At 71.5% G+C, this 24275-nt stretch carries 24 protein-coding genes; 8 read left to right on the forward strand and 16 right to left on the reverse strand.

Annotated elements, in window-relative coordinates; translation table 11 throughout:
- Positions 1–50: 50 nt before the first annotated feature.
- The 6 genes from K8F61_RS12705 to K8F61_RS12730 all read right to left on the reverse strand — a co-directional run bounded on the left by K8F61_RS12705 (position 51) and on the right by K8F61_RS12730 (position 6004).
- Positions 51–974 (reverse strand): IclR family transcriptional regulator, encoded by a 924-nt coding sequence (locus tag K8F61_RS12705; protein WP_231819374.1) that lies wholly within the window; start codon positions 972–974, stop codon positions 51–53.
- Positions 975–978: 4 nt separating this feature from the next.
- Complete coding sequence (locus K8F61_RS12710) at positions 979–2016, reverse strand: CobW family GTP-binding protein (protein ID WP_231819375.1); 1038 nt, start codon at positions 2014–2016, stop codon at positions 979–981.
- On the reverse strand, positions 2013–3416 hold the full coding sequence (locus tag K8F61_RS12715) for a UbiD family decarboxylase (protein WP_231819376.1): 1404 nt from the start codon (positions 3414–3416) through the stop codon (positions 2013–2015). Before K8F61_RS12715 ends, K8F61_RS12710 begins: the two co-directional genes overlap by 4 nt.
- A complete protein-coding gene (locus K8F61_RS12720) occupies positions 3413–4054 on the reverse strand; it encodes a UbiX family flavin prenyltransferase (protein ID WP_269456625.1) in 642 nt (213 codons plus the stop codon). Before K8F61_RS12720 ends, K8F61_RS12715 begins: the two co-directional genes overlap by 4 nt.
- A gap of 145 nt (positions 4055–4199) precedes the next feature.
- Positions 4200–4889 (reverse strand): GntR family transcriptional regulator, encoded by a 690-nt coding sequence (locus K8F61_RS12725; protein WP_231819377.1) that lies wholly within the window; start codon positions 4887–4889, stop codon positions 4200–4202.
- Positions 4890–4987: 98 nt separating this feature from the next.
- Complete coding sequence (locus tag K8F61_RS12730; RefSeq protein WP_231819378.1) at positions 4988–6004, reverse strand: amidohydrolase family protein; 1017 nt, start codon at positions 6002–6004, stop codon at positions 4988–4990.
- Between the two features lie 281 nt (positions 6005–6285).
- Between K8F61_RS12730 and K8F61_RS12735 the strand changes: the two genes are divergently transcribed.
- Positions 6286–7692 carry an amidohydrolase family protein gene (locus K8F61_RS12735; RefSeq protein WP_231819379.1) on the forward strand — a complete coding sequence of 469 codons (1407 nt, stop codon included), beginning with the start codon at positions 6286–6288 and terminating at the stop codon, positions 7690–7692.
- A 144-nt stretch (positions 7693–7836) separates the two neighbouring features.
- A complete protein-coding gene (locus K8F61_RS12740) occupies positions 7837–9216 on the forward strand; it encodes a uracil-xanthine permease family protein (protein WP_231819380.1) in 1380 nt (459 codons plus the stop codon).
- 75 nt (positions 9217–9291) lie between these two features.
- Here the strand turns inward: K8F61_RS12740 and K8F61_RS12745 are convergent, their stop codons facing one another.
- From K8F61_RS12745 to K8F61_RS12765, 5 genes are all read right to left on the reverse strand, one after another.
- Positions 9292–10221 carry a glycine betaine ABC transporter substrate-binding protein gene (locus tag K8F61_RS12745; protein WP_219086073.1) on the reverse strand — a complete coding sequence of 310 codons (930 nt, stop codon included), beginning with the start codon at positions 10219–10221 and terminating at the stop codon, positions 9292–9294.
- Positions 10222–10301: 80 nt separating this feature from the next.
- Positions 10302–11279, reverse strand: a complete 978-nt coding sequence (locus K8F61_RS12750) for an ABC transporter permease (RefSeq protein WP_231819381.1) — start codon at positions 11277–11279, stop codon at positions 10302–10304.
- Positions 11279–12571, reverse strand: a complete 1293-nt coding sequence (locus K8F61_RS12755) for a quaternary amine ABC transporter ATP-binding protein (protein WP_219086075.1) — start codon at positions 12569–12571, stop codon at positions 11279–11281. Before K8F61_RS12755 ends, K8F61_RS12750 begins: the two co-directional genes overlap by 1 nt.
- A 433-nt stretch (positions 12572–13004) precedes the next feature.
- Entirely contained in the window at positions 13005–14174 is a 1170-nt protein-coding gene (locus K8F61_RS12760; protein WP_231819382.1) for a class I SAM-dependent methyltransferase, read from the reverse strand.
- A gap of 107 nt (positions 14175–14281) precedes the next feature.
- Entirely contained in the window at positions 14282–14602 is a 321-nt protein-coding gene (locus K8F61_RS12765; protein ID WP_067248505.1) for an ArsR/SmtB family transcription factor, read from the reverse strand.
- Positions 14603–14618: 16 nt separating this feature from the next.
- Between K8F61_RS12765 and K8F61_RS12770 the strand changes: the two genes are divergently transcribed.
- Complete coding sequence (locus K8F61_RS12770) at positions 14619–15110, forward strand: SRPBCC domain-containing protein (protein ID WP_231819383.1); 492 nt, start codon at positions 14619–14621, stop codon at positions 15108–15110.
- Here K8F61_RS12770 and K8F61_RS12775 read toward each other — a convergent pair.
- The 4 genes from K8F61_RS12775 to K8F61_RS12790 form a co-directional block, all read right to left on the reverse strand.
- Positions 15082–16209 (reverse strand): acyltransferase family protein, encoded by a 1128-nt coding sequence (locus K8F61_RS12775; protein ID WP_231819384.1) that lies wholly within the window; start codon positions 16207–16209, stop codon positions 15082–15084. The genes K8F61_RS12770 and K8F61_RS12775 overlap by 29 nt on opposite strands.
- Positions 16210–16280: 71 nt before the next feature.
- Positions 16281–17276, reverse strand: a complete 996-nt coding sequence (locus K8F61_RS12780; RefSeq protein WP_067248491.1) for an ATP-grasp domain-containing protein — start codon at positions 17274–17276, stop codon at positions 16281–16283.
- A complete protein-coding gene (alr, locus tag K8F61_RS12785) occupies positions 17273–18583 on the reverse strand; it encodes an alanine racemase (protein ID WP_231819385.1) in 1311 nt (436 codons plus the stop codon). The genes K8F61_RS12780 and alr overlap by 4 nt, the downstream gene beginning before the upstream one ends.
- Positions 18580–19293 carry a M15 family metallopeptidase gene (locus K8F61_RS12790; protein ID WP_231819386.1) on the reverse strand — a complete coding sequence of 238 codons (714 nt, stop codon included), beginning with the start codon at positions 19291–19293 and terminating at the stop codon, positions 18580–18582. Before K8F61_RS12790 ends, alr begins: the two co-directional genes overlap by 4 nt.
- Positions 19294–19380: 87 nt before the next feature.
- Between K8F61_RS12790 and K8F61_RS12795 the strand changes: the two genes are divergently transcribed.
- The 5 genes from K8F61_RS12795 (at position 19381) to K8F61_RS12815 (ending at position 23439) form a co-directional block, all read left to right on the forward strand.
- The gene (locus K8F61_RS12795) at positions 19381–20058 is read left to right on the forward strand and encodes a response regulator transcription factor (RefSeq protein WP_219086081.1); all 678 of its coding nucleotides are present in this window, start codon (positions 19381–19383) and stop codon (positions 20056–20058) included.
- On the forward strand, positions 20051–21253 hold the full coding sequence (locus K8F61_RS12800; protein WP_231819387.1) for a sensor histidine kinase: 1203 nt from the start codon (positions 20051–20053) through the stop codon (positions 21251–21253). The genes K8F61_RS12795 and K8F61_RS12800 overlap by 8 nt, the downstream gene beginning before the upstream one ends.
- A 205-nt stretch (positions 21254–21458) precedes the next feature.
- Positions 21459–21839, forward strand: coding sequence for a GntR family transcriptional regulator (locus K8F61_RS12805; RefSeq protein ID WP_067248473.1), 381 nt, complete (start codon positions 21459–21461; stop codon positions 21837–21839).
- Entirely contained in the window at positions 21836–22753 is a 918-nt protein-coding gene (locus K8F61_RS12810) for an ABC transporter ATP-binding protein (RefSeq protein ID WP_067248469.1), read from the forward strand. The genes K8F61_RS12805 and K8F61_RS12810 overlap by 4 nt, the downstream gene beginning before the upstream one ends.
- On the forward strand, positions 22753–23439 hold the full coding sequence (locus K8F61_RS12815) for a hypothetical protein (protein ID WP_231819388.1): 687 nt from the start codon (positions 22753–22755) through the stop codon (positions 23437–23439). Before K8F61_RS12810 ends, K8F61_RS12815 begins: the two co-directional genes overlap by 1 nt.
- Before the next feature lie 177 nt (positions 23440–23616).
- Here K8F61_RS12815 and K8F61_RS12820 read toward each other — a convergent pair whose 3' ends face one another.
- Positions 23617–24243 (reverse strand): ArsR/SmtB family transcription factor, encoded by a 627-nt coding sequence (locus K8F61_RS12820; RefSeq protein WP_231819389.1) that lies wholly within the window; start codon positions 24241–24243, stop codon positions 23617–23619.
- Positions 24244–24275: the final 32 nt, after the last annotated feature.

Raw genomic sequence — 24275 nt, forward strand, 5'->3', positions numbered from 1 at the left:
CCCGGTCGTTGAGCGAGGAGCGAAGCACCGAGACGAGACGCCTGCGCGCCTCAGGGGAAGGTGCTGTCCGCGATCTCCCGTGCGGCCGCGCGCATCAGCGGGACGGCCCGCGCGACGAACGACTCCCCCACGCGGCTGGACGGCCCGGCGACGCACACGGCGGCCGACAGATCCGAGCCCACGCTCACGCCGGCCGCAGGATCCCCGATGCGTCGCCGGGGCACGGGAACGGCGATGCAGCGCGCGCCCACCTCGGAGCCCCCGCCACGCACCGCGACGCCGTGGCGGCGGATCGCGGCAAGCTCCAGGAGCAGGCCGAGCTCGCCGCGCGGAGCCCCCGAGGCGCCCCGAGCCTCGTGCTCCGGAACCTCGTGCTCCGGAACCGCGCGCTCCGGAACCGCGTGCTCCGGCACCCCGCACCCCCGCGCCTCGTGCCGCAGGACCCCGTGCCGCAGCGCCTCGTGCCGCAGAGCCTCGTGCCGCAGGATTCGCGCGCACTGCTCACGGTCCAGGTGGGCGAGGATCACCAGTCCGGCGGCGCTTTCGCGCAGGTCGTGCCGGCGTCCGACCTCGGCGTCCATCCTCATGGGGTGCGGAGAAGACACCTGTAGGAGGTGGATCATCCGGTCGCCGTCCAGGACCGCGAGCGAGGCGCTCTCCTCGAGCTCGCTCACGAGGGTCCGCAACACGGATCGCGCCCGCCGGGCGAGGGATCCGTTCGCGGCGTCCCCGAGAACGGCGAGGCGCGCCCCCAGCGCATATCGGCGATGCGCGACCTGACGCACGCACCCGGCGTCGACGAGCGCCCGCAGGAGACGGTGTGCCGTGGCGAGCGGCAACCCGCTGACGTCGGCGATCTCACTGATCGCCAGCTCTCCGCCGGCGTCGGCCAGCCGTTCGAGGATCTCGAACGCGCGCTCCGCCGAGCGCATGCCGCGGACCGACGGCATGCGCTCGGCGACGCCGGCGGTCATCGGCTCACCCGACCAGCACCGCGCCCTCCGCTCGACAGGCGCTCAGTCCGGCGTCGAGGGCGGCACGGTCGAGGTTCCGCCCGATGAACACCAGGGTGCTGCGCTCCGGGTGGGGCAGGTCCACGGGGAGCACGTCGTAGAGCTGGTGGATCCCCTGCACCACGTGAGGCAGATCGGCACCGGCCACCCGCAGGATCCCCTTCAGCCGGTAGAGATCGTCCCCGTGCTCCGCGACATGGGCGTCCAGCCAGGCGCGCAGCGCATCGAGCCGGATCTCCCCGTCGACGGTGATCGACTCCGAGGACAGCGTGGGCTCGTGCGTGTGCGCGTCGTCGTGCAGCCAGTCCTGTTCTCCCACGGTGCGGGCGTTGCGGTTGAAGGCGGCGATGCCGAGGATCTTCTCGAGGTCCACACGTCCGTGCCGCGAGGTGAGGATCCCCGCGGTCTGGTTGATCGTCCGGAGCCGGGCCTCGATCCGCTCGATGTCCTCGGCCGTGACGAGGTCGATCTTGTTGATCACGATCCGGTCCGCGAAGGCGATCTGGTCGCTGGCCTGGTTGCCCACGCCGTCCGTGTGCACCTCGTCCAGGTGCTGCTCGATGTGCTTCGCGTCGACGAGGGTCACGATGGCGTCGAGACGGAAGTGCGCGGCGATGTCGTCGTCGACGAAGAAGGTCTGCGCCACGGGATTCGGATCGGCCATGCCGCTGGTCTCGATGACGATGCGATCGAACTGATCCGCACGATCCCGCAGGGTGTTCAGGATGTCGATGAGGTCGGTGCGCGCGGTGCAGCACAGGCAGCAGCCGTTGCTCATCTCGATGATCTTCTCGTCCCCGCCGATCACCAGCGCGTTGTCGATGGGCACATCGCCGAACTCGTTCTCGATGACCGCGATCCGCTGGCCGTGCTCGGCCGTGAGCACGTGGTTGACGAGGGTGGTCTTGCCCGATCCCAGGAATCCGGTGAGCACGGTGACGGGGATCCTCGCGTTCTCCGATCCGCCGCGCGGGACCTTCGGGATGCTCATGTCGATGTTCATGGTGTTCCTTTCTTCACGCTGTCGAGCAGGACGCTGGCGTCGGCGCGGGCGGCATCGGAGACGACGATGCGTTCGCCGTGGAAGTCCGGGCCGCGCGTCGCATCGAGCGCGAGTCGCGAGGTGGTGCCGTCGGCGCCGGACGACGGATCCAGCGGAGAGCCGGGCAGGCCGTCGACGAGGAAGAGGTCGCGGTGGGGCTGGAAATGGGTGGCGAGCGCCCACAGCACCTCGGAGTCATCCGTGACGTCCACGTCCGCGTCGACCGCCACCACCGTCTTCACGTACGGATCCCACCCGAGCAGGCCGAGCATCACCTGCCTGGCCGCACCGGGACGCTGCGGGCGCAACGCCACATAGCAATGGAAATGGGTGCCGGAGGTCGGGTAGTGCAACGCCACCACGTCCGGGAACCGTGCGATGAGCTTGTGCGCCATCTCGGCTTCGCGGGGGATGCGGGCGAGGTTGAGGTGCTCGGCGGTGTTACCGCCGACGACGTCGATGAGCATCGCGTCCCGGCGCCGGAGGATGGCGTCGACGTGCAGGACGTTGTTGGTCGAGCGGTTCGAGGAGTAGCCCGAGAACTCCCCGAACGGCCCTTCGTCCGCGTGCGCGTCGGCGGAGATGGTTCCCTCCAGCACGAGCTCCGCCCACGCGGGGACCTTGATGCCGTGCACCGGGGTGCGCACCACTTCGAGCGGCTCGCCCATCAGCCCGCCCGCGACATCGCGCTCGTCCTCGTCGTACCCGATCCGGGAGGACGCCGCCAGCATGAAGAGGGGATGGCCTCCGATCACCATGGCCACGGGCATGGCCTCACCGCGGTCGGCGTACCGGCGGAGCATCCGCCACAGATCTCCGCGGGAGTGCAGGCTCGTCGCGAGCTCGGTGCGGGAGTGCACCATCGAGCGGTGGTAGCTCATGTTCCCGACGCCGGTCTCCGGGTCCTCGGCGACGATGATGCCGCTGGTGATGTACGGGGCGCGATCCGAGGCGAAGTGGGTGAGCATCGGCACCGATGCGAGATCCACCTCCGCGCCGGACTCGACGATGTCGAGCACGGGACCCTCGTCCACGACGACCGGCGGGATCGGGCGGCTGGCCCGACGGTGGTACTCCTCGTGGAGCTGCGCGGGACCGACGCCGAGCATGCGCGCGATGCGCGCGCGGGAGGCGAAGACGTTGCTGACCACGGGGACGTCGAGGCCGGCGACGTTCCGGCACCGCAGCAACGGGTCGCGGCGCTCGGCGGCGAGCTGGTAGATGAGGCCGGTGACCCCCTCGGACGCGGACACCTCGGCGTCGAGGTCTATCACGTCCTCCGGATGGGCCGCACAGTAGGCGTCGAGGAATGCGTGCGCATCCTGCGCCCTCGAGGTCGCGCGGACGGCGGTGACGGTCATACGAGGGCTCCTTGTTCGGCGGAGGCGGGGCGTTCGGTGCTGGCGGGGCGTTCGGTGCTGGCGGGGACGCCCGCCCAGCGAGGGAAGAGGTCGTGCGCGATCCCGAACTGATCCAGGACCTTCCCGGTGAGGTGCGCGAGAATGTCCTCGATGCCTCGGGGCCGCTGATAGAAGGCCGGCATGGGCGGAAGGACGACGGCCCCCGCCTCCGTCACGGCCACCATGTTGCGCAGATGCACGAGGCTGAGCGGAGTCTCCCGTGCCACAAGGACGAGGGGGCGGCGTTCCTTGAGGACCACGTCCGCGGCGCGGGTGATCAGGTCGGAGGAGAAGCCGTGGGCGATGCCCGCGAGCGTCTTCATCGAGCAGGGCACCACGACCATGCCGAGCGTCGGGAACGATCCGGACGCGATCGTGGCGGCGATGTCCCCGCGTGAGTGCACGACGTCCGCGAGGGCGGCGACCTCGGCCGGACGACGCCCGGTCTCGATCTCGATGGTCCGGTGGGCGGCGGCGGAGATCACCAGGTGGGTCTCCACGGTCCCGAGGTCGCGCAACGCCTCCAGGAGGTGGATGCCCAGGTGGGGCGCGCTGGCGCCGGTCATGGCGACGATGAGACGTCGGGTCGACTGTGCCACGGCTTCTCCTCTCTCGGCGTTGAGTGCGGGACGTGTGACGAATATTGCATGTAATTCTTACCCGGTCAACCCCAAGTATTTCGGCGTCTTGAAGGCGCGACAAAGGCAGGCGGCGCCTCAGGCCGCCAGATTGCATGCAGATTGACTAGGGGGCGGACGTGCGCCGAAGGCGGATACCCAGCTTCACGATGTGATCCCGCGCCGCCTCCTCGGCCGCCGCGGGGTCTCCGGAACGGATCGCCGCCACGATCCGCCGGTGCTCGTCGAGGGCGATCCGCGCCTGCTCGTCACCGCCCCACAGGGTGTGCATCGCCGAATGCGACCGGTCGACGATGGACTCCAGGATCCCGCTGAGGTGATGGTTGCCCGCGAGGTCGCGGATCGCGCGGTGGAAGCGGGTGTCGAGCTCGATGTGACGCGCCCCCGTGTCGCCGCCGTCCTCCGCCTCGAACAGGCTCTCGTGCTCGGACAGGATGTCGGCGAGCGCGTCCAGCCCGGCCTGATCCGTGACCTCCGTCGCCAGCCGGGCCGCGAGCCCCTCCAGCATCTCGCGCACCACGTACAGGCTCCGCAGCTCCTCGCCGTCCATGCGACTCACGACCGCCCCGCTGTGGGTGACGGCGGTGGCGAGGTGCTCGTGGACCAGCCGCTGAACCGCCTCCCGGACGGGGCTGCGGCTCACCTCCAGCCGCCGAGCGAGCTCCGGGACGCTGAGCGGGGTCCCCGGGGGGAGGTCTCCGGAGAGCACGGCGGCCCGGATGGCCTCGTACGTGCGCTCCGTGAGGTGATCCCGCTCGACCAGCGGTCGCATCGTCGCCAGAGCTTCTCTCGACATGTGTCGTCCCTTCCCCTCGATGACGATACCGGCGGACTCGACCGCCGGCCACGAGGGGGCCCGCCCGGCGGGCACGGCCCCCTCGCCTTCCGGCCGGGCTACACCAGCGCCCCCGCGCGCGCCTCGATCTCCGCGGGGGACGAGTCGTCCGCCCAGGAGTCAGGCGTGTAGCCGCGGTAGTGGTCCGCGTGACGGTTGTCCGCGGACGCCTGGGGGACGTCACCGCGAAGGTAGGCCTCCGCCTCGGCGACGTCCTTGGGCGGGGGCGTCGGCTGGAGACCGAGCAGCTTCGCCATGTTGTTGCCCAGGTAGCCCTCGAGGTCGTCCTCCGAGGTGTTGAGCCCCTGCGGCGGCTGGTGGCACAGCACCTCCAGCTCGCGCGCCCACATGCCGGGCTCGTTGGGCGGGGAGTCCGTCCCGAACACGAGCCGGCTCTTCTTCATCTCCTTGGCGAACTCGACGATGCGCGACTGCAGCAGCCAGCCCGATTCCCCATAGACGTTCGGGGAGTCCTGGATCATCCAGAACGCCTCGAAGCAGTACACCCCGCCGGTCTGGACGCCGAAGTGGCCGATGATGAAGTTCACCTCGGGGAACTCCCGGATGATCGGGTAGAACTGCGTCGGGATCGAGTAGGGGCCGTCGCCGGTGTGGATCAGCACGGTCACTCCGAGCTCCGCGCACTTGCGCATGGCGGGCCGCAGCCAGTCCAGCGCCCGATCCGGGCGATACGAGTGCATGTTCGCGTGGAGCTTGAGCATCTTGTACCCGTACTCCTTCACGTGGAACTCGAGCTCGGCCGCGCCGTTCTCGGGACCGAATCGCGGGTTGTAGATGAACTGTCCGACGAAGCGGTCCGGGTACTGCTGGGTGAGCGAGGTCACGTAGGCCATGTACTCGCGGATCCCCTCGCGTCCGCTCTTGTTCCCCTCGCGCCACGCCGTGTTCCCCGGAGGGGGCATGATGCACGAGACGTCGACGCGACGCGGCTTGCCGTTGATGAGGAACGGGCCGTCCATCATCTCGATGGCGCGCTCACCGGTGAACGGTGTCCCGGTGTGGCGCCATGCCTCGTCGACCAGATTGGTCGGATGGACATGGGTGTCGATGATCATTGATGTCTCCTCGATCCGTCGTGCAATGGGTCGTCCCCGGCCGCGCGGCACGCACCTACGGGCCCGGCGGGTCTGCGCCACGACCTCGTGACGCTCGTCGCCGGTGCCAGGGAATCTATCCCCCCCGTTCCGAGGCGTCAAGGGTTTACATGTAATTCGCCTCCGGGAGTGCGGCCAATTGAAGCGGCATTCGCCCGGATGACCTCTTGACAACGCGCATCATGAGAGTAAGTTGCATGCAATGTGACACCGAGGTCACATCGCAAACCGAGGAGCCCTCCGTGACCGTGACGACCCCCTGTGATGTCCTGATCCGAGCCGGGTGGCTCGTGCCGGCCGACGCGGAGAGCCGCGTGATCTCCGACGCCGCGATCGCCGTGACCGCCGATCGCATCGTCGCCGTCGGCACCCGCGAAGAGCTCGCCCACTGGCGCGCCGCCCGGACGATCGATCTTCCGGACGCGGCACTGATGCCGGGATTCGTCGACGGGCACAACCACCTGTTCCAGGCCCTCGCCCGAGGACTCGGGGAGGGACAGTCGATCTGGCCGTGGCTGTGCGACTTCATGTGGCCGTATGCCATCGCGATGACCCCGTCCGACGCGCGGGCCGCCGCCCGGCTCGGTGCGCTGGAGGCGATCCGCTCCGGCATCACGACCGTCGTCGACAACCACTACGCCCCGACCGACCTGGACACGACGCTCGCGGTGGCCTCCGCCATCCACGATGCGGGGCTTCGCGGCGCCGTCGCCCGCGGCATCCTCGGGCGCCGAAGCGCGATCGGCGTCCGACGGGGGCAGCCCGAGCCCCTCTACCGTTACGACACGGCCGACGAGCTGGCCATCACGCGCGAGGCGGCCGCCGTGCATCCCGCCGGCTCCCGCGTGGAGGTGTGGCCGGGCCCGGTGAACCTCAGCTACCTGGACCAGGACCTCATGGCGGCGTCGGTCCAGCTCGCGCGCGATCTCGGCACCCGCTGGCACACGCACTGCTCCGAAGGCTCGAAGGACCCGGACTCCTACCTCGAGGAGTACGGCATCCGCCCGGTGCAATGGCTCGCGCGCGAGGGCCTGCTGGACGAACGCGCGACACTGGCGCATGCGATCTGGCTGGATGACGCCGAGCTCGACGCCATCGCGGCATCCGGCGCGTCCGTCGCCCACAATCCGACGTCGAACGCCTATCTCGCCTCCGGCTCCATCCGGCTGGGACAGATGCGCGAACGAGGCATCCCGGTCGCCCTCGGCACGGACGGACCGAGCTGCGGACATCGCCAGGATCCGTTCGAGTGCATGAAACAGGCCATCTTCATCCAGCGGCTGGCGACCCTCGATCCGACGGTCCTGCGCGCGCACGAGTCGTTCGCGCACGGGACTCGGTCCGGCGGGGCCTACACCGGCTACGAGGTCGGGGAGCTCGCCGTGGGCCTGCTCGCCGACGTCGTCGCGGTGGACCTCTCGGGAGCGCACCAGCAGCCTGTGCACGATCCGGTCTCCACCCTGGTGTACGCCTCGCGCGGCTCCGACGTCGTGCTCACGATGATCGGCGGCCAGGTCGTGTACTCCGACGGCGTCGTCCACACCATGGACGAGAAGCAGGTGATCGCCGAGGCCGGCGAAGCCGCTCGGCACCTGATCGAACGTCACCCGCAGCTCGCCGCGACCGCGCGCGACCGCGTCCCGGCGTGACGCCCAGCCTGCGCGCCGGCCCCTGAACCTTCCTTGTCCGCGGTCCTCCCCGCACCCGTGGGCGCACAACTGAATCGCACGACGACCCGGCTCCGGGTCACGCGCATCCGCGCTCGCTTTCGAATGACTCGATGTGGAGGAACCATGAGGAAGACCAAGATCGACGAGAAGAGCAGGACGAAGGGAAGAGGCAAGAAGAGGAAGACCGATGCGGTCGACGAGGTCCTGCCCGCCTCCCGCATGATCCCCTTCGCCCTGCAGCACGTGCTGATCTGCTACGGCGGTCTCATCACGACGCCGCTGGTGGTGGGGCTGGCCCTGGGGCTGACGAACGCCGAGCTCGCCACGCTCGTGGCCGCGAACCTCACCGTCGCCGGCCTGGCGACGATCCTGCAGACGGTCGGCGTGTGGAAGGTCGGCGTGCGGTATCCCCTGCTGATGGGCGCGTCGTTCACGGCGATCGGGCCGGGGATCATGATCGGGGAGGCCTACGGACTGCCGGCGCTGTACGGGGCGACGATGCTCGCGGGGCTGGTCACGATCGTCGTCGCCCCGTTCTTCGCCAAACTGCTGCGCTTCTTCCCGCCCGTCGTCACGGGAACCGTGATCGCGATCATCGGCATCTCGCTGATGCCGAAGTCCGCGGCGCTGATCACGGGGCAGCCGGACGACCCGGACTTCGGGTCCCCGACCGGCTACCTGCTCGGCATCATCGCCGTGGTCCTGGTGCTCGTGATCGACCGGGTCGGCCGGGGGCTGTGGAAGCAGCTGTCCATCCTCATCGCCCTCGTCCTCGGCACGATCATCGCCGCGCTCTTCGGACGGGTCGACTTCTCCGCGGTGGCCGAGGTCTCTCCGGTCCAGGTTCCGCAACCGCTCATGTTCGGGCCGCCGGAGTTCGTCATCGGCGCGATCATCCCGATCCTCATCGTCCAGTTCGTCTGCCTCGTCGAGTCGACCGGCGACGTCCTCGCCGTCGGACAGATCGTCGGCCGCAAGACCGGGCCGAAGCAGGTGTCGCGGGCGCTGCTCGCGGACGGCGTCGGCACCGCGGTCGGCGCGCTGCTCTCGCCGTTCTCCCTCACCGCGTTCGCCAACAACGTCGGCCTCGCGCAGGTGACGAAGGTGTACTCGCGCTGGGTCGTCGCGCTCGCCGGACTGTTCCTCATCCTGTTCGGATTCGTCGCGCCGCTCGGCCAGGTGGCCGCGGCTCTGCCGAAGCCCGTGCTCGGCGGCATCACCGTCGTCATGTTCGGCACCATCGCCGCGGTGGGCGTGAAGATCCTCGCCGCATCCGACCTGACGAACTCCCGGAACATGTTCATCGTCGGGATCTCCTTCGCGTTCGCGATGATCCCGGTCGGCGTCCCCGACTTCTACGCGAACTTCCCCGAGCTGATGCAGCCCGTCCTGTCCAGCAGCATCGCGGCCGGCGGCATCGCGGCCTTCGTGCTCAACCTGCTCCTCAACGAGCTGTGGGCCAGGAAGGAGCCGCTCACGTCGCCGACGCCGGTGTCCCACTGACCGACGGACGGACGAGGCCCCACGTTCCACAGGGAACGTGGGGCCTCATCTCACCCCGACGAGGGGCGGCGCGGATTACTCCGCGATCTCGGTCGGGAAGGCGTCCGGGTACTTCGACACCCACTCGGCCACGGCCTCGGCCTCCTGGCCCTCGTCGTACTGGTTGACCACGAGATCCTCCAGGGCGCCGTACTGCTCGTCGTCGAGCGTGATGCCCTCGATGAGCTCGGCGGCCTCGGGGAACTTCTCCGTGAAGCCCTTGGTGGCGAGGAAGTGCAGCGCCTCCGGGTCGCCCATGGCGCCCTTCGGGTCCTCGAGGTCCTTCACCGGGAAGGCGTCGTTCGCCCAGAACGGACGCCACAGCGTCACGACGATGTCCTTCTGCGCCTCGGTCGCCTTCTTCAGCTCCGTGAGCATGGCGGCGGTCGACGAGGTGACGAGCTCGTACTCGCCCTCCAGGCCGTACTCCGGGAGCATCGACTCCTGCGTCTGCTTGGTCAGGCCCGCGCCCGGCTCGATCCCGATGATCTTGCCGTCGAACTGCGCGGCCTTGCCCTTGAGGTCCTCGATCGAGGTCAGCTCCGAGTACTCCGGCACCGCGATCGTGAGCTTGGCGTTGTCGTAGTAGGCGCCGAGGTCCTCGATGTCCTTGCCGTACTTGTCCATGTAGGACTTGTGGGTCAGCTCGGGCCAGGCCGACGGGTAGATGTCGACGTCGCCCTGGGCGAGACCCGTGTAGAGCGGTCCGGCCTCGGTCAGGGTCTTCATCTCGACGGTGTAGCCGACCTTCTCGAGCTGGTCCTTCAGCAGGTACGCGGTGCTCAGGCCGTCCGTCCAGGAGGGCAGGAACCCGAGCGTGATCGTGCCCTTGTCCCCGCCGGGAGCGCCGTCGGTGTCGCCGCCTCCGCCGGTGCCGCCGGTTCCTCCGCTCGCGCAGCCCGCGAGGGCGAGGGCCGCTGCGGCGGCGAGAGCGGTCAGTGCGGTGAGGTGCCTCTTCTTAGCCATGATGACGTCCTTTTCGTATGTCGTTCACTCGGTTGCAGGGTCTTGGTGCGTCAGTACGTGATGGGTGGGGTATCGGTGCGTCAGAGGGTCGCGCCGCGGCGGGGGGAGGCCATCGCCTGCTCGGCGTCGGCCGCCGCCTCCGCCGAGCCGCGAGCGGCCTCCGCGTCGGCCGCCGCGCGGCGCTGCTCGGCCCGGCGCCGGGCGAGGACGCCCAGCAGGGACGAGCGGTTGCCGGCGGTCGTGCCCAGGGCCGCGGTGACCCGGTCGAGGAAGACGGCGATGAGCACGACGCCCAGGCCCGCCTCGACGCCGCGGGGGATGTTGATCGTGGAGATCGCCTCGACGACGAGCTTCCCGAGGCCGTCCGCGCCCGCCATCCCGGCGATGACCGCCATCGACAGCGCCAGCATGATGACCTGGTTCACGCCCGCCATGATCGTGGGCATCGCGAGCGGCAGCTGGATGCCGCCGAGGATCTGCCCCGGCTTCGCGCCGAACGCCTGGCCGGCCTCGACCGTCTCGCCGTCGACCCCGCGGATGCCGAGCTCCGTGAGCCGGACGCCCGGCGGCAGGGCGAAGATCACCGTGGCGACGAGCCCCGGCACCACGCCGATGCCGAAGAAGACGATCGCGGGGATGAGGTACACCATCGCCGGCATCGTCTGCATGAAGTCGAGGACCGGCTTCAGGATCGCGCGCACCGTGTCGCTGCGCGCGGACCAGATCCCGAGCGGGATCGAGATGACCACGGCCACCAGCGCCGCGACGAGCACGAGCGCCAGCGTCTGCATGGCCGGCACCCACACGCCCATCCCCACGATGAGGACGAACGACAGCAGCGTGCCGACGGCGAGCTGCCACGAGCGGACCAGCCACGCCAGGAGGGCCGCGATCACGATCACGACGGGGAACTGCACCGAGAGCAGGATCGCGGTGAGGCCGTCCACGAGGAAGGCGAAGACGAAGGAGATGACGTCGAGAACGGCGCCGAGGTTGACCTGGATCCAGTCCACGGCCGCCTCGACCCAGCTCCCGATCGGGATGCGGAAACCGTCCATCAGCGCACCCCCTCCGGCTCGGCGGCGCCGGCCGCGGGCGCATCACCCAGCACGGCGTCGATCTCGGCCTGCGGCATGGGCGGCAGCGGGATCGTGATCTCCTCGGTCGCGCCCGGGCCGGGGCCGAGCGCCGCGAGCAGCGTGACGCGCGGGATCACCCCGACGAGCCGGTCGTCGTCGTCCACCACGGCCAGCGGCAGCGGCGACTCCACCGCGGGGATGAAGAGGTTCATCAGCACCTCGGACTGGTTCACGCTCTGCGGCACCGGCTTGAGGATCGCGCGCAGGTCGCTCTCGCCCTTGCGCAGCTGCTTGACGGCGTCGCGGTCGGTGAGGATCCCGAGCAGGTGCCGGTCCCGGCTGACGACGTAGGTGGCGGACATGTACGCGTCGCGCATCTGGCGCAGCGCGGTGCGCGGTCCCGCGGTCTCGGAGACGACGGGGCGCGGCCGCTCCATGACGTTGCCGGCCGTCAGGACGCGCGCGCGGTCCACGTCCTGCACGAACTGCTCGACGTAGTCGTTCGCGGGGTCGGTGAGGATGTCCTCGGGGGTGCCGATCTGCACGATCCGGCCGTCGCGCATGACCGCGATCCGGTCGCCCAGCAGCATGGCCTCGTTGAGGTCGTGGGTGATGAAGACGATCGTCTTCTGCAGCTTCTCCTGGAGCTCCAGCAGCTGCTCCTGCATCTCGCGGCGGATCAGCGGGTCGAGGGCGCTGAAGGCCTCGTCCATGAGCAGGATGTCGGTGTCGGCCGCCAGCGCCCGGGCGATGCCCACGCGCTGCTGCATCCCGCCGGAGAGCTCGGACGGGAGCTTGTCGCCCCAGCCGCCGAGCCCCACGAGGGCCAGGATCTCCTCGGCCTTCGCGAGGCGCTCGGCCTTGTCCACGCCCTTGAGCTCCAGCGGGTACGCGACGTTCGCGGCGACCGTGCGGTGCGGCAGGAGCGCGAAGTGCTGGAACACCATCGAGACCCGGTCGCGGCGGACCTCGCGCAGACGCTTCGCCGGGATGCCGGTGATCGGATCGCCCGCGATGGTGACGGATCCGGCCGTCGCGTCGTGCAGGCCGTTGAGCATGCGGATGATGGTGGACTTGCCGGAGCCCGACAGACCCATGATGACGAAGATCTCGCCCCGGTTGACGGTGAAGCTGGCATCGATGACCGCGGCGGTCCCGACGTCGAGCACGTCGTCGCGGGTCTCCCCGGCCTTCAGACGCTTCACCGCCTGCTGCGGGTTCCGACCGAACACCTTGTAGAGATTGCGCGCTTCGAGAGCGGTTTCGGACACGTATCCCCCGTTGGCTCACCTGATGGGGTGAACCCACTTCGGTAACGCCCGGGTGGTGATCACGGGGCCGCTTCGACAACGCTGCACGGACGGCACGGGCGCTGGATTTCGGATCCGGCGCAAAGATCGCCTACCTTACGCCCACGCCTCTTCGTGCACAGCAGATTCGAAAGAAGGACGCGGCCGCGGACTGGTCTTCGGGCTCGCTGGCCCACATTCCAACGTAACGAAATGGCTGATCCGGAGCAAATCCGCCCCTCGGCGACCCCCGCGCTTTCCCCCGTTGAGGCATGGTTTCGCCCGGCGTGTCGGATCCCGGGACGTGGACCGATCTGCACATCCGACCCCGATGCGCACACCGCGATCACCAGAACCTGTGCAGATCGGGACAGAGTGTGCAGATCGGGCGGTATGGGCGGGGAGGGGGAGCCGGTCAGACCCGGACGGACCGGGTCACGGTGAACTTCGGCGTGCGGCGGACCTGCTCCGTCGGCCCGACCTCGGCGGCGAGCGCGCGACGGTGGTCGAGGTGCGAGTTGAAGACCGTCCACACCTCGCCGCCCGGGCGCACGAGCCGGCCCGCCGCGACGATCAGCCGCCGCCCGGCGCCCTCGTGCACTCCGGCGCCGAGGTGGAACGGCGGGTTGAGCAGGATCAGGTCCGCACTCGCGTCCGGGAGGTCCGATCCCGCGTCGTCGAGGGTCACCCGGACCCGCTCGGCCACTCCGTTCGCCGCCATGGTCGCCGCGGCGGAGCGGACGGCGGCCGCGGAGCGATCGGTCGCGATCACCTCCGCGGACCGGTGTCGGAGCGCATAGGAGGCGGCGAGCGCGCCCGTGCCGCAGCCGAGATCGATCACCCGGAACGGTGCGGCGGACTCGACGGGCGGCGAGGGGAGCCGGTCCGCCGCCTCCAGCAGCGCCCGGGTGCCGATGTCCAGCCGCTCGCCCGCGAAGGCCCCGCCGAACGCGCACAGGACGAACGACGCCGCCGGGCCGGGCGTCGGGTCGGCGTGGGTCGCGCGGACGGGGAACGGCGACTCGCCCGCCGGCCGGACCGGCTCGTGCGCGAGGACCAGCCGGGACTTCCGCTCGGCGCGCTGCGGCTGCACCCGGCGGAAGAAGCGGCCGAGCACCTCGTTCTGGGCGACGGTCATGTGCTTCACCCGCCCGCCCGCGACGAGGACCGCGTCCGGGGCGGCGTGGCGCGCGACGGCGTCGGCGATCTCGGTCAGCTCCGCGAGCGCCTTGGGCAGCTGCAGCAGGATCAGCCGCGCCCCGCGGAGGAGGTCGGCGCCGAGCTCGTGCGGGACGAACCCGTCGACCCCGAGCTCCGCGGCGTTGCGCACGAGGGCCCGCCGCCCGGTGACGAGATCCTGGTGCACGCGGATCCCGGCGAGCCCGTCCGCGACGAGCGGCAGGGTGAGGGCGCCGTACGCATCGCCGATGACGACGACCTCCACACCCCGGATCCCCGTCGGGGACAGCGCGATCTCGTCCCGTGCGCGAGCAACGAGCAGCTCGTCCGTCGCATCCCACGCGCGCAGCTCCGGCGCCTCGACGTCGGGGAGGCGACGCAGGCGCGCGTAGGGGAAGCCGGTCACCCGCCCAGGCTACGGCCTCGCCGGAGGACGCCGCCGCGAGCCGGGCCGGGCCGCGTGCCCCGCTCCGCCCGGGGCCGCGCGGGCCGCGCGGCGCGGACCCGATCCGCTCAGCCGCGATCCAGCTCGTCGAGGAGCTGCACCGCGGCGCGCGCGTACTCGCCGATCCAGCGGTCGTGGATCCGCTTGATCGGCAGGGGCGCGAGCGTCAGCCGCCGCTCCCGGCCCTGACGCTCCCCGACGACGAGCTCGGCGCGTTCCAGCACCCGCAGGTGCTGCAGCACCGTGGTGCGGTCGAGCTCGGGGAAGCGCGCGCACAGCTCACCGGTGGTGCACGGCGCGGCCTTGAGCACATCGAGCATGGCCCGGCGGACGGGCGCCGCGAGCGCCTTGAAGACGAGATCGTCGGCGCTTCCCTCCCTCTCAGACATGTTGTAATCTTACAACATGTCTGAGAACGAAACCACCGGCGCCGCCCCGCTCGGCGCCCTGTCCTTCACCGTCTCCGGCCGGATCGCGCGGCCGCGGGCGGAGGTCTACGAGGCCGTCGCCGATCCGGCGCAGCTCTCCCGCTACTTCACCACCGCCGGCGCCCGCGGACGCCTCGAGGCCGGCGCCGAGGTCTCCTGGGACTTCGCCGACTTCCCCGGCCGCTTCCCCGTCACCGTGGTCGAGGCCGTCGCCCCGGAGCGGATCGTGATCGAGTGGGAGGCGGCTGCCGGGTCGACCGAGGCCGGCACCACCCGCACCACCTTCACGTTCGCACCGATCGACGACGACACCCGCACGCTCGTCACGATCACCGAGGAGTCCTGGACGCCCACGGCCGACGGCGCGAAGAGCGCGTTCGGCAACTGCGAGGGCTGGACCGGCATGCTCGCGGCGATGAAGGCCTGGATCGAGCACGGGATCAACCTCCGCGAGGGCTTCTACGCCTGACCCCCGGGTCGGGGACGGCGGATCGATCCGGGATCGGGGCGAACAGACGCGCCGCCCCGAGACGGCAGAGCGCTGCATGCAGCAGCAGGCATGCGGCGATGAGCAGCCCGGTGAGCACGAGGGGCCAGGCGCCGACCGCCATCCAGGAAGCCGCGAGAGCGACGCCGCCCCCTGAGTCGGAGAGTGCGCGGACCGCCTCCGCGACCGGGCCGCGCAGGAGCACGTCCGCATATGCGAGCAGCGGCATGTGCAGCACGTAGATCGGCAGCGTGCGTCGTCCGAGCCATTGAGCGCCCGCCGCGAGACGGGGTGCGACCCGCGGAGCGAGGGCGGAGGCGGCCACGCCGAACGACACCGCGACGATCGACACCGCCGGGGCGACGCCGGGGACGAGGCGCAGATCGAGGACCGCGGAGACGACGAGCGCAGCCGCGTACCCACCCGCGAGCATCAGGGCGCCGGGGACCGTCACCCGCGCCGCGCCCTTCGCGACCGCCTCCCGGAGACGGAGCCCGGCCAGGAAGAAGAACAGGTTCTGGAAGACCTGCCAGAGGTTGTCCTCCCCCGGCGCGCCGGGCATCCCGACGACCCAGAGGACCGGCTCCACGATCTTCGCGCCGGCGATCGCGGACACGACCGCGGCGCCGAGCAGCAGCGGCGCCGTCGGGATGCGTCGGGTGAGGCGGGCCACCAGGAAGTACGCGGCCAGCGCGAAGAGGAACCAGAGGTTCGTCGGGCTGATCGTGAGCTGGGCGAGGAAGACGAGCGGGGAACGCGCATGCGCCGTGCCGAAGTCGTCGATCGGGAGCATCACGACCGTCTGGATCGTCAGCCAGACGGCGTACAGTGCCGCGAACCGGAGGATCCGCGTGCGCAGCAGGACCGGCCACGGACGGGCGACGGCGCCGACGGCGAACATCCCGGAGACGAGGAAGAACAGCGGCATGCGCAGCGGCAGCAGCTGCGCCCCGATCCGGCTCCACGCCTCGGCGACCGGCTGAGCGGCGCCGAGGTCCATCGGCAGGACGTGTTTGGCCGTGACGTGCCACAGCACGACGAGCACGATCGACGCGCCCTTCGCCGTGTCGGCCCAGGGCACGCGTCCCCGCATCCCCTCTCCCTGCACCGCTCCTCCCTGCCTCCCTTCCCGCCGCCCCGTGCCGCGGGCGATCAGCACCGGAGCGCCCCCTGGACGAGGCGGTGCACCAGCTCGTCGTACGCCACGCCCGCCGCCGCGAACATCCGCGGCGCCTGCGAGGCCGGGGTGAGCCCCGGCATGGTGTTGATCTCGTTGAACACCGGCCCCTCCTCGGTGAGGAAGAAGTCCACGCGGGCCAGGCCCCGGCAGCCGAACGCGTCGAAGGCGGCGAGGGCGGCGGCCTTCAGCGCCGCGGCCTCGCCGGCGCTGAGCGCGGCGGGCACGGTGAAGCGCGCCGATCCGTCGTACTTCGTCGCGGTGTCGAACAGCCCGGCGGCGTGGATCTCCAGCGCCGGCGCCGCCCACCGGGTCCCGTCGGCCTCCCGCAGGACCGCGACGTCGATCTCCCGCCCGCGGACCACGGGCTCGACCAGCGCCCGCCCCGGGCCGCTCCCGGCGTCCACGGCGCAGGCGAGGGCGACCGCCTCCACCAGCTGAGCCGCGTCGCGGACCAGGGAGACGCCGTGGCTGGACCCCGAGGACACCGGCTTCACCACCGCGGCCTCTCCCTCGAAGCCCAGCGCGTCGAGGTCGCGCACCGACACCACGCATCCCGGCGCCGTGCGGAGCCCCGCAGCGCGGGCGACCGTCTTGGAGAGCGCCTTGTCCATCGCCACCGCCCCGGCGAGCGTCCCGGAGCCGACCACCGGGACCCCCGTCAGCGCGCCCAGCGCCGCGATCACCCCGTCCTCCCCACGAGGTCCGTGCACGGCGGGGAACACCGCGTCCGCCGCCCCGATGACGGCGAGCGCGGCCGCCAGCGACGCCGTCGCCGAGGTGTGCGCGGTCTCGCCGGCCGCCGCCGGAGCCGGGTCCGGTCCCCGCCAGATCCCGTCGCGACCGATCGTGAGCCGGTCGACGGCGTATCCCCGCCGCTCCAGCGCATCCGCCACCCCCGCGGCGGACGCCGCCGACACCTCATGCTCGACGTTGGCGCCTCCGCCGATCACCGCGATCCTCGCGCTCATGCCCCTGCTCCCTCGCTGCCCGTTCCTCTGCTGCCGCTCTCGACGGCGCGGCCGTCCGCGGTCTCGTGCACCAGGGACCGGCGCACGCGGGGACCGATCCCGGTCACGATCTCGTGCGGGATGGTGTCCGCCCAGCGCGCCCAGTCCTGGATGCTCGGCGCCGCCCCTCCGCGCGGTCCCCAGATCGTCGCGAGGGTCCCCCGGGGGAATCTCCGGTCCCGGGTGTCGACCACGATCTGATCCATGGACACGCGACCGACGATGCGGAACCGTTCGCCCCCGATCGCGACCGCCGCCTCCGGGGCGAGGCCGCGGGGGATGCCGTCCGCGTATCCGACCCCGAGGACGGCGAGGTTCGTGGAGCCCGCGGTGGTGTGCCGCCCGCCGTAGCCGACGGGGGTTCCCGCCGGCACGGTCGCGGTGTGCGCGACGGGCGCGGTCAGCCAGGACGCTCCCCGGAGCGCGACGGGATGCGCGGCGTTCGCCTCGGCCGGATCGATCCCCACAAGCCCCGCCCCGATCCGCACGAGATCGTGGTGCGTGGCGGGGTCCGTCAGGGTCGCCGCGGTCGCGCCCAGGTGCACGCGCGCGGGCACGATGCCGGCCGTCCGCAGCATCCGCTCCGCCGCCGCGACGGCCCGGATCCCGTGGCGGTTGCGCTCCGGATCGGCCTGATCCGCGTCGGACAGGTGCCCCATGAGCCCACGGATCCGCACGAGCCCGCGCCCCTCGGCCGTCACCGCGAGCCGGGTCAGCGCAGGCCAATCCGCTCGCGGCGCCCCGCCTCTGGCCATGCCGGCGTCCACGTGCAGATGGACGGCGAGAGGACGCAGCGGCCCGCGCCGCCGTTGCCTCAGCCGCGCGGCGGCCGCAGCGACCTCGGCGAGCTCCTCGGAGGATGCGACCGCCAGGTCGATCCGGGAGCCCGCCGCGGCCTCCACGTCGATCCCCGCCGGGTGGAGCCACGCGAGCACCGGCGCACCGATCCCGGCGACCCGGAGCGCCGTCCCCTCCGCGACGTCCGTCACGCCGAGCCACGTCGCGCCCGCCGCGAGCGCGGCGCGCGCGACCGGCACCATGCCGTGTCCGAACCCGTCGGCCTTGACGACCGCCATGATCTCGGCGCCCGTGCCCGCCGCGGAGATCCGCCGGGCGATGGTCCGCACGTTCGCCGCGACGGCACCGACGTCGACCCGCAGCGTCGGACCGGGGCTGCGTGCGCCCGGCGCGCGCTCGACGCGGATCCCCGTGCCGGCGGCCGACACCGCCAGGGATGCCCGCAGAGGGGCCGCGCTCCCCGCCCTCATCGCTGCATCCTCGGGTCCTCGGCGGCGTCCGCGTACATCTGCGGACAGCCCTGGTCCACGGCCTCCGGGAACAGCTCGAAGTGCCACGTCTCGTTCTCGTAGGTGCGGCACAGCCCGAACGCGTCGCCCTTCCGGTCGAGCCAGTCGGAGGAGTCGAACGGGCCGATGTCGACGGCCTGCCCCTTCACGTGCAGCGAGGTCTCGGGAGTGCCCACCCAGCGCCCCGCCTCCTCGGCCGAGCCGTACTGCTGTACGGCTCGCTCCAGCAGCCACGACTGGTACCGCGGCGACCGCCACCCGCTCGCGACCCGGAGCTCCACGCCGTCGTCCGAGGCCGCCGCGGCGGCCGCCAGCAGCGCCTCGCGCAGTGCGGGGTCCAGCCCCGACACCGCGGGCGCGCCGTCGTACAGGGAGATCGTCTCCCCGTCCGCGATGTAGCCGTCGGACGCATCCGGCATCCCCCCGTCCGCCTGGCCGTCCGCCTCCGCAGCCGCCGGCCCCGTGCCCGCCGACCCCGTGCCCGCCGTCGGGCCCTGGACGAGGGCGTTCGCGGAGCCGGCCTGCTGCACCGCGGTGACGGCGAGGACTCCGGCCGCGGCGATCGCCGCGACGCCCACCACGACGGCCAGCGCACGTCGCTGTCGGACCGCCCGGGAAGGGCCGCGGCGGACGACCGCAGCCGGCGGGCGGTGTTCGGTGATCGTGTTCATGGGCACCAGCCCATCGCGACGCCTGTTGCCCCGCCGTATGCGGTTTTCGATACGCCCGCGATATGCGCGGGTGAATAGGCTTCCCCCATGCGCGTGCTGATCGTGGAGGACGAACCGGATCTCGCCGGGGCCGTCCGCGACGGCCTGCGGCTCGAGGCCATCGCCTCCGACGTCGCCGGCGACGGGGACGCGGCACTGGAGCTGCTCGGGCTGAACGCGTACGACGTGGCGGTGCTCGACCGCGACATCCCCGGCCCCTCCGGCGACGAGGTCGCGCAGGCCATCGTCGAGAGCGGCGCGGGCACGCCGATCCTCATGCTCACCGCCGCCGACCGCCTCGACGACAAGGCGACCGGGTTCGAGATCGGCGCCGACGACTACCTGACCAAGCCGTTCGAGATGCGCGAGCTCGTGCTGCGGATCCGTGCCCTCGCCCGCCGGGCGCCCCGGTCCGCGCCGCCCGTGCGCGAGCTCGCCGGGCTGCGGCTGGACGCCTTCCGGCGCGAGGTGTACCGCGACGGGCGCTACGTCGCCCTCACCCGCAAGCAGTTCGCCGTCCTGGAGGTCCTGATGGACGCCGGCGGCGGGGTGATCAGCGCCGAGGAGCTGCTCGAGCGCGCCTGGGACGAGAACGCCGACCCGTTCACGAACGCCGTCCGGATCACCGTATCGGCGCTGCGCAAGCGCCTGGGCGAGCCCTGGCTGATCCGGACCGTGCCGGGCGTCGGGTACCGGATCGCCGAGGGGGAGGACGCGGATGAGTGACGCCCGCCCGCCCGAGCACGGCGCGGCGCCGGGTCGCGAGGCCGCGGCGCCGCGGCGCGAAGGACTGTCGGTGCGGCTGAAACTGACGCTGAGCTATGCGCTGCTCGTGATCGGCGCGGGCACGGTCCTGCTCGCCGTCGTGGCGCTGTACGTGCTCCGCTACATCCCCGAGGGCAACATCTACGTCCAGGAGGACTCCGGCGGCCTCACCTGGACGGCCGGGCGCACCGACATCATCCGCGCCTTCGTTCCGCGCCTCACCCTGGCCTTCATCGTCCTGATCCTGATCGGCCTCGTCGGCGGGTGGTTCCTCGCGGGACGGATGCTGCGCCCGCTCACCCGGATCGGGGAAGCGGCCCGCCTGGCCGCGCAGGGGTCGCTCGACCACCGGATCCGGATGAGCGGGGCCGGGGACGAGTTCCGCCGGCTCGCCGACGTGTTCGACACGATGCTCGACCGGATCCAGTCCGACGTCGAGCGCGAACGCCGCTTCGCCGCCAACGCCTCGCACGAGCTGCGCACCCCGCTGTCCATCTCCCGCGCCCTGATCGAGGTCGCCGAGGAGGACCCGGACCGGGACGTGCCGCAGCTGCTCGCCCGGCTGCACGCCGCGAACGACCGCGCGATCGCGCTGACCGAGGCCCTGCTGCTGCTCGCCCGGATCGAGGCGCGCCCGCCCGCCCCGGCGGACGTCGACCTGTCCCTCGCCGCCGAGGAGGCCGTCGAGATCCTGCATCCCCTCGCCGACCGTCGCGGCGTGCTTCTCGAGATCAGCGCGGACCCCGCGACGGTGCGCGGCGACGCGGCCCTGCTGAACCAGCTCGCACTGAACCTCGTGCAGAACGCCGTGGTGCACAACGTCCCGGGCGGCACCGCGTGGGTGCGCACGCGAGTGGACGGCGGCGTCGGCGCGCTGATCGTCGAGAACACCGGCGCGGTGCTGGATCCGGCCGTGGTCGCCGTCCTCGCGGAGCCGTTCCAGCGCGGCGCGCAGCGCACGCACGGCGACGACGCAGGGGGCGCGCCCGGAGCGGAAGCGGGTGAGTCGAGCGCGACGGGGTCCAGCGGGACGGGGCTCGGCCTCGCGATCGCCTCGTCGATCGTCGACGCGCTCGGCGGATCGCTGCACCTTCGCGCGCGCCCGGAGGGCGGGCTGCTCGTGCGCGCCGCGTTCCCCCTCGCCGCGCCACGCTGACCGCCCCGGGTCACCGCGTTTCGTCTCGTCGCTGCGCTCCTCGCTCAACGACCGGGAGGGTGTCGGTCGTTGAGCGACACTTCGACTCGCTTCGCTCGCTCAGTGCAGGTCTCCGCGAGACGAAACGTGGTGACCCAGGGTTGACACCGCCCCGGTTCCATGGTTACTTAGTCGAGTAAGTAACCCAACAACCCCGGGAGTGCCAGTGATCGAAGACGGCCGCCCCCTCTTCCTCCAGATCGCGGAGGCCATCGAGGACTCGATCCTCGACGGCTCCCTCGCCGAGGAGTCCCAGGCGCCGTCCACGAACGAACTGGCTGCGTTCTACCGGATCAACCCCGCCACCGCCGCGAAGGGAGTCGCCATGCTCACCGACAAGGGCGTGCTGACCAAACGGCGCGGGATCGGCATGTTCGTCACCGCCGGCGCCCGCGACCTCCTCCTCGGCGAGCGCCGCACGGCGTTCGCCGAGCGCTTCATCGATCCACTCCTGGCCGAGGCCCGCACGCTCGGGCTCGGCCCCGACGACCTCGCCGCACTCCTGCGCGAACGCGCCGCGACATCCACCGAAGGGAACCCCGCATGACCGCCGTCATCGAGGTGAAGGACCTCGTCAAGACCTACCGCGACACGCTCGCGCTCGACCACGTGTCGCTCGCGATCGAGGAGAACACGATCTACGGCCTCCTCGGCCGCAACGGCGCCGGCAAGACCACGCTCATGTCGATCCTCACCGCCCAGAACTTCGCCACGTCCGGCACCGCGCACGTGTTCGGCGAGGAGCCGTACGAGAACGCGCACGTGCTGTCGCGCGTCTGCTTCGTGCGCGAGAGCCAGAAGTACCCCGACGACGCCACGGCCGACCACGCGCTGCGGATCTCCGCGATGTTCTTCCCGCGGTGGGACCAGCAGCTGGCGGACGAGCTCGTCGAGGCCTTCCAGCTCCCGCTGAAGCGGCGGATCAAGAAGCTCTCGCGCGGCCAGCTCTCCGCCGTCGGCGTGATCATCGGCCTCGCGTCCCGCGCCGAGATCACGTTCTTCGACGAGCCGTACCTGGGTCTCGACGCCGTAGCCCGCCAGATCTTCTACGACCGGCTGCTGGAGGACTACGCGGAGCACCCGCGGACGATCATCCTCTCCTCCCACCTGATCGACGAGGTGTCGAACCTGATCGAGCGCGTCATCGTGATCGACGGCGGCCGGATCCTCCTCGACGAGGACACCGACGCCGTGCGCGACCGCGCGGTCACCGTGGTCGGGGACGCGGCGGCGGTGGACGCCTGGGTGGGCGACCGCGAGGTCCTGCACCGGGAGTCGCTGGGCCGCGTCGCATCGGTGACGGTCCTCGGCCGTCTCTCCGCCGCGGAGCGCGCGGCGGTCGTGGAAGCGGGTCTGGACATCGCGCCGGTCTCGCTCCAGCAGCTCATCGTGCGGCTGACGCAGAACGCGTCCGGCGCCAAGGACGCGGCCGCGGCCGCAGAGAAGGAGGAGGTGCGCTGATGTCCCGCGTCCTCAACGTGGTCCGCCTGCAGCTCGTCAACAAGCAGACGTTCCTGTGGGTCCCGCTCATCGTCCTCGGCGCCTCCGCGGTCGTCTCCATCGTCATCTACGCGATGATCCCGACGGATGCGCCGAAGTACGGCGGAGGCGGCCAGGCGCCGCTGTGGGTCTTCTTCGCCGTCGGGCTGTCCGCCCTCACCATGACCTTCCCCTTCTCCCAGGCGATGAGCATCACCCGCCGCGACTTCTTCGCCGGGACGATGCTCACCGCGGTCCTCGGGTCGCTGGTGATGGCCGCCGTGTTCGTCGTCGGCGGGCTCATCGAGCAGGCCACCGGCGGGTGGGGCGTCAACGGCTACGTGTTCCATCTCCCCTGGGTGTGGGAGGCGGGCCCCGTCGCGGCAGGCCTCACCTATTTCACGCTCGCGCTGTTCTTCTTCGTCGTCGGGTTCACCGGGGCGACCGTGTACAAGCGCTGGGGGGCGACCATCACGACTATGGCGAGCCTCGTACCGGTGGTGATCCTGGTGGGCCTGGCGTTCCTCGTCACGCGGATGGAGCTGTGGGGGAACGTCTGGGAGGGGATCCTGCACCTCGGCGCACTGGGGCTGACCCTGTGGGGGCTCGCGGTGACGGTGCTGCTGTCCGGAGTGGCGTTCCTGGTGCTGCGCCGCGCCATCCCCTGATCCCGGATCCGCGCGTTTCGTCTCGTCGCTGCGCTCCTCGCTCAACGACCGGTGAGTCCCCTCCCGGCCGTTGAGCGAGCGCAGCGAGACGAAACGCCCCACCCCCGAACCGGCGGTCACCGTCCCGGTCGTTGAGCGAGCGCAGCGAGACGAAACGCCCCACCCCCGGATCAGCGGTCAGATCGTGTCGTCGGCGGCGATGACGTCGATCTGCCAGACCCGGGTGTCCTCGCCCCCGGCGTCGCCCCGCCCGTGCGCCGCGAGGATCTCGTCCTTCAGCTCGCCGATCCTCGTCATGAACGACTGGAACTCGGCCTCCGTCAGCCGCACGGTCATCTGCGCGAACTCCGCGTGGATCTCGGTCGTCTGTCCGGCCATGTAGGTCGGGGTCCACGCCGCCATCCTCCGGAGGATGTCGTTGTGGTCGTCGATCAGGGCCTGCAGGACGGCGCCGCCGAGGACCGGATCCTCGACCGGATGCTCCGGGCCGCCGATGTTCATCGCGCGCTTCTCTGCCCGCCACACGCGGTCACGGCGGTCGCGGGCCTGCTCGGGCGCCTCGACGAGGAGCCCCGCCTCCGCGAGCACACGCAGGTGGAAGCTCACCTTGTTGGCGGGCATGTCGAGCGCCTCGGCGACATCGGCGGCGCGGCGGAACTCGTGCTTGGCGAACTGCTTCAGGATCTGGCGACGGATCGGGTTCGCGTAGGCCTTGAGGACCGCCGTGGTGGCCGCCCTCGGGCCTCCGCCGTCCTCGGCACGCGCGGACGGCTGCGGCTCCTGTCCCTCGGTCGCCTCGGCCATGCCCCCATCCTACGCAGCACAATTTGCGCAAT

The sequence above is a fragment of the Microbacterium resistens genome (assembly GCF_021172025.1).
Classification (GTDB): domain Bacteria; phylum Actinomycetota; class Actinomycetes; order Actinomycetales; family Microbacteriaceae; genus Microbacterium; species Microbacterium resistens.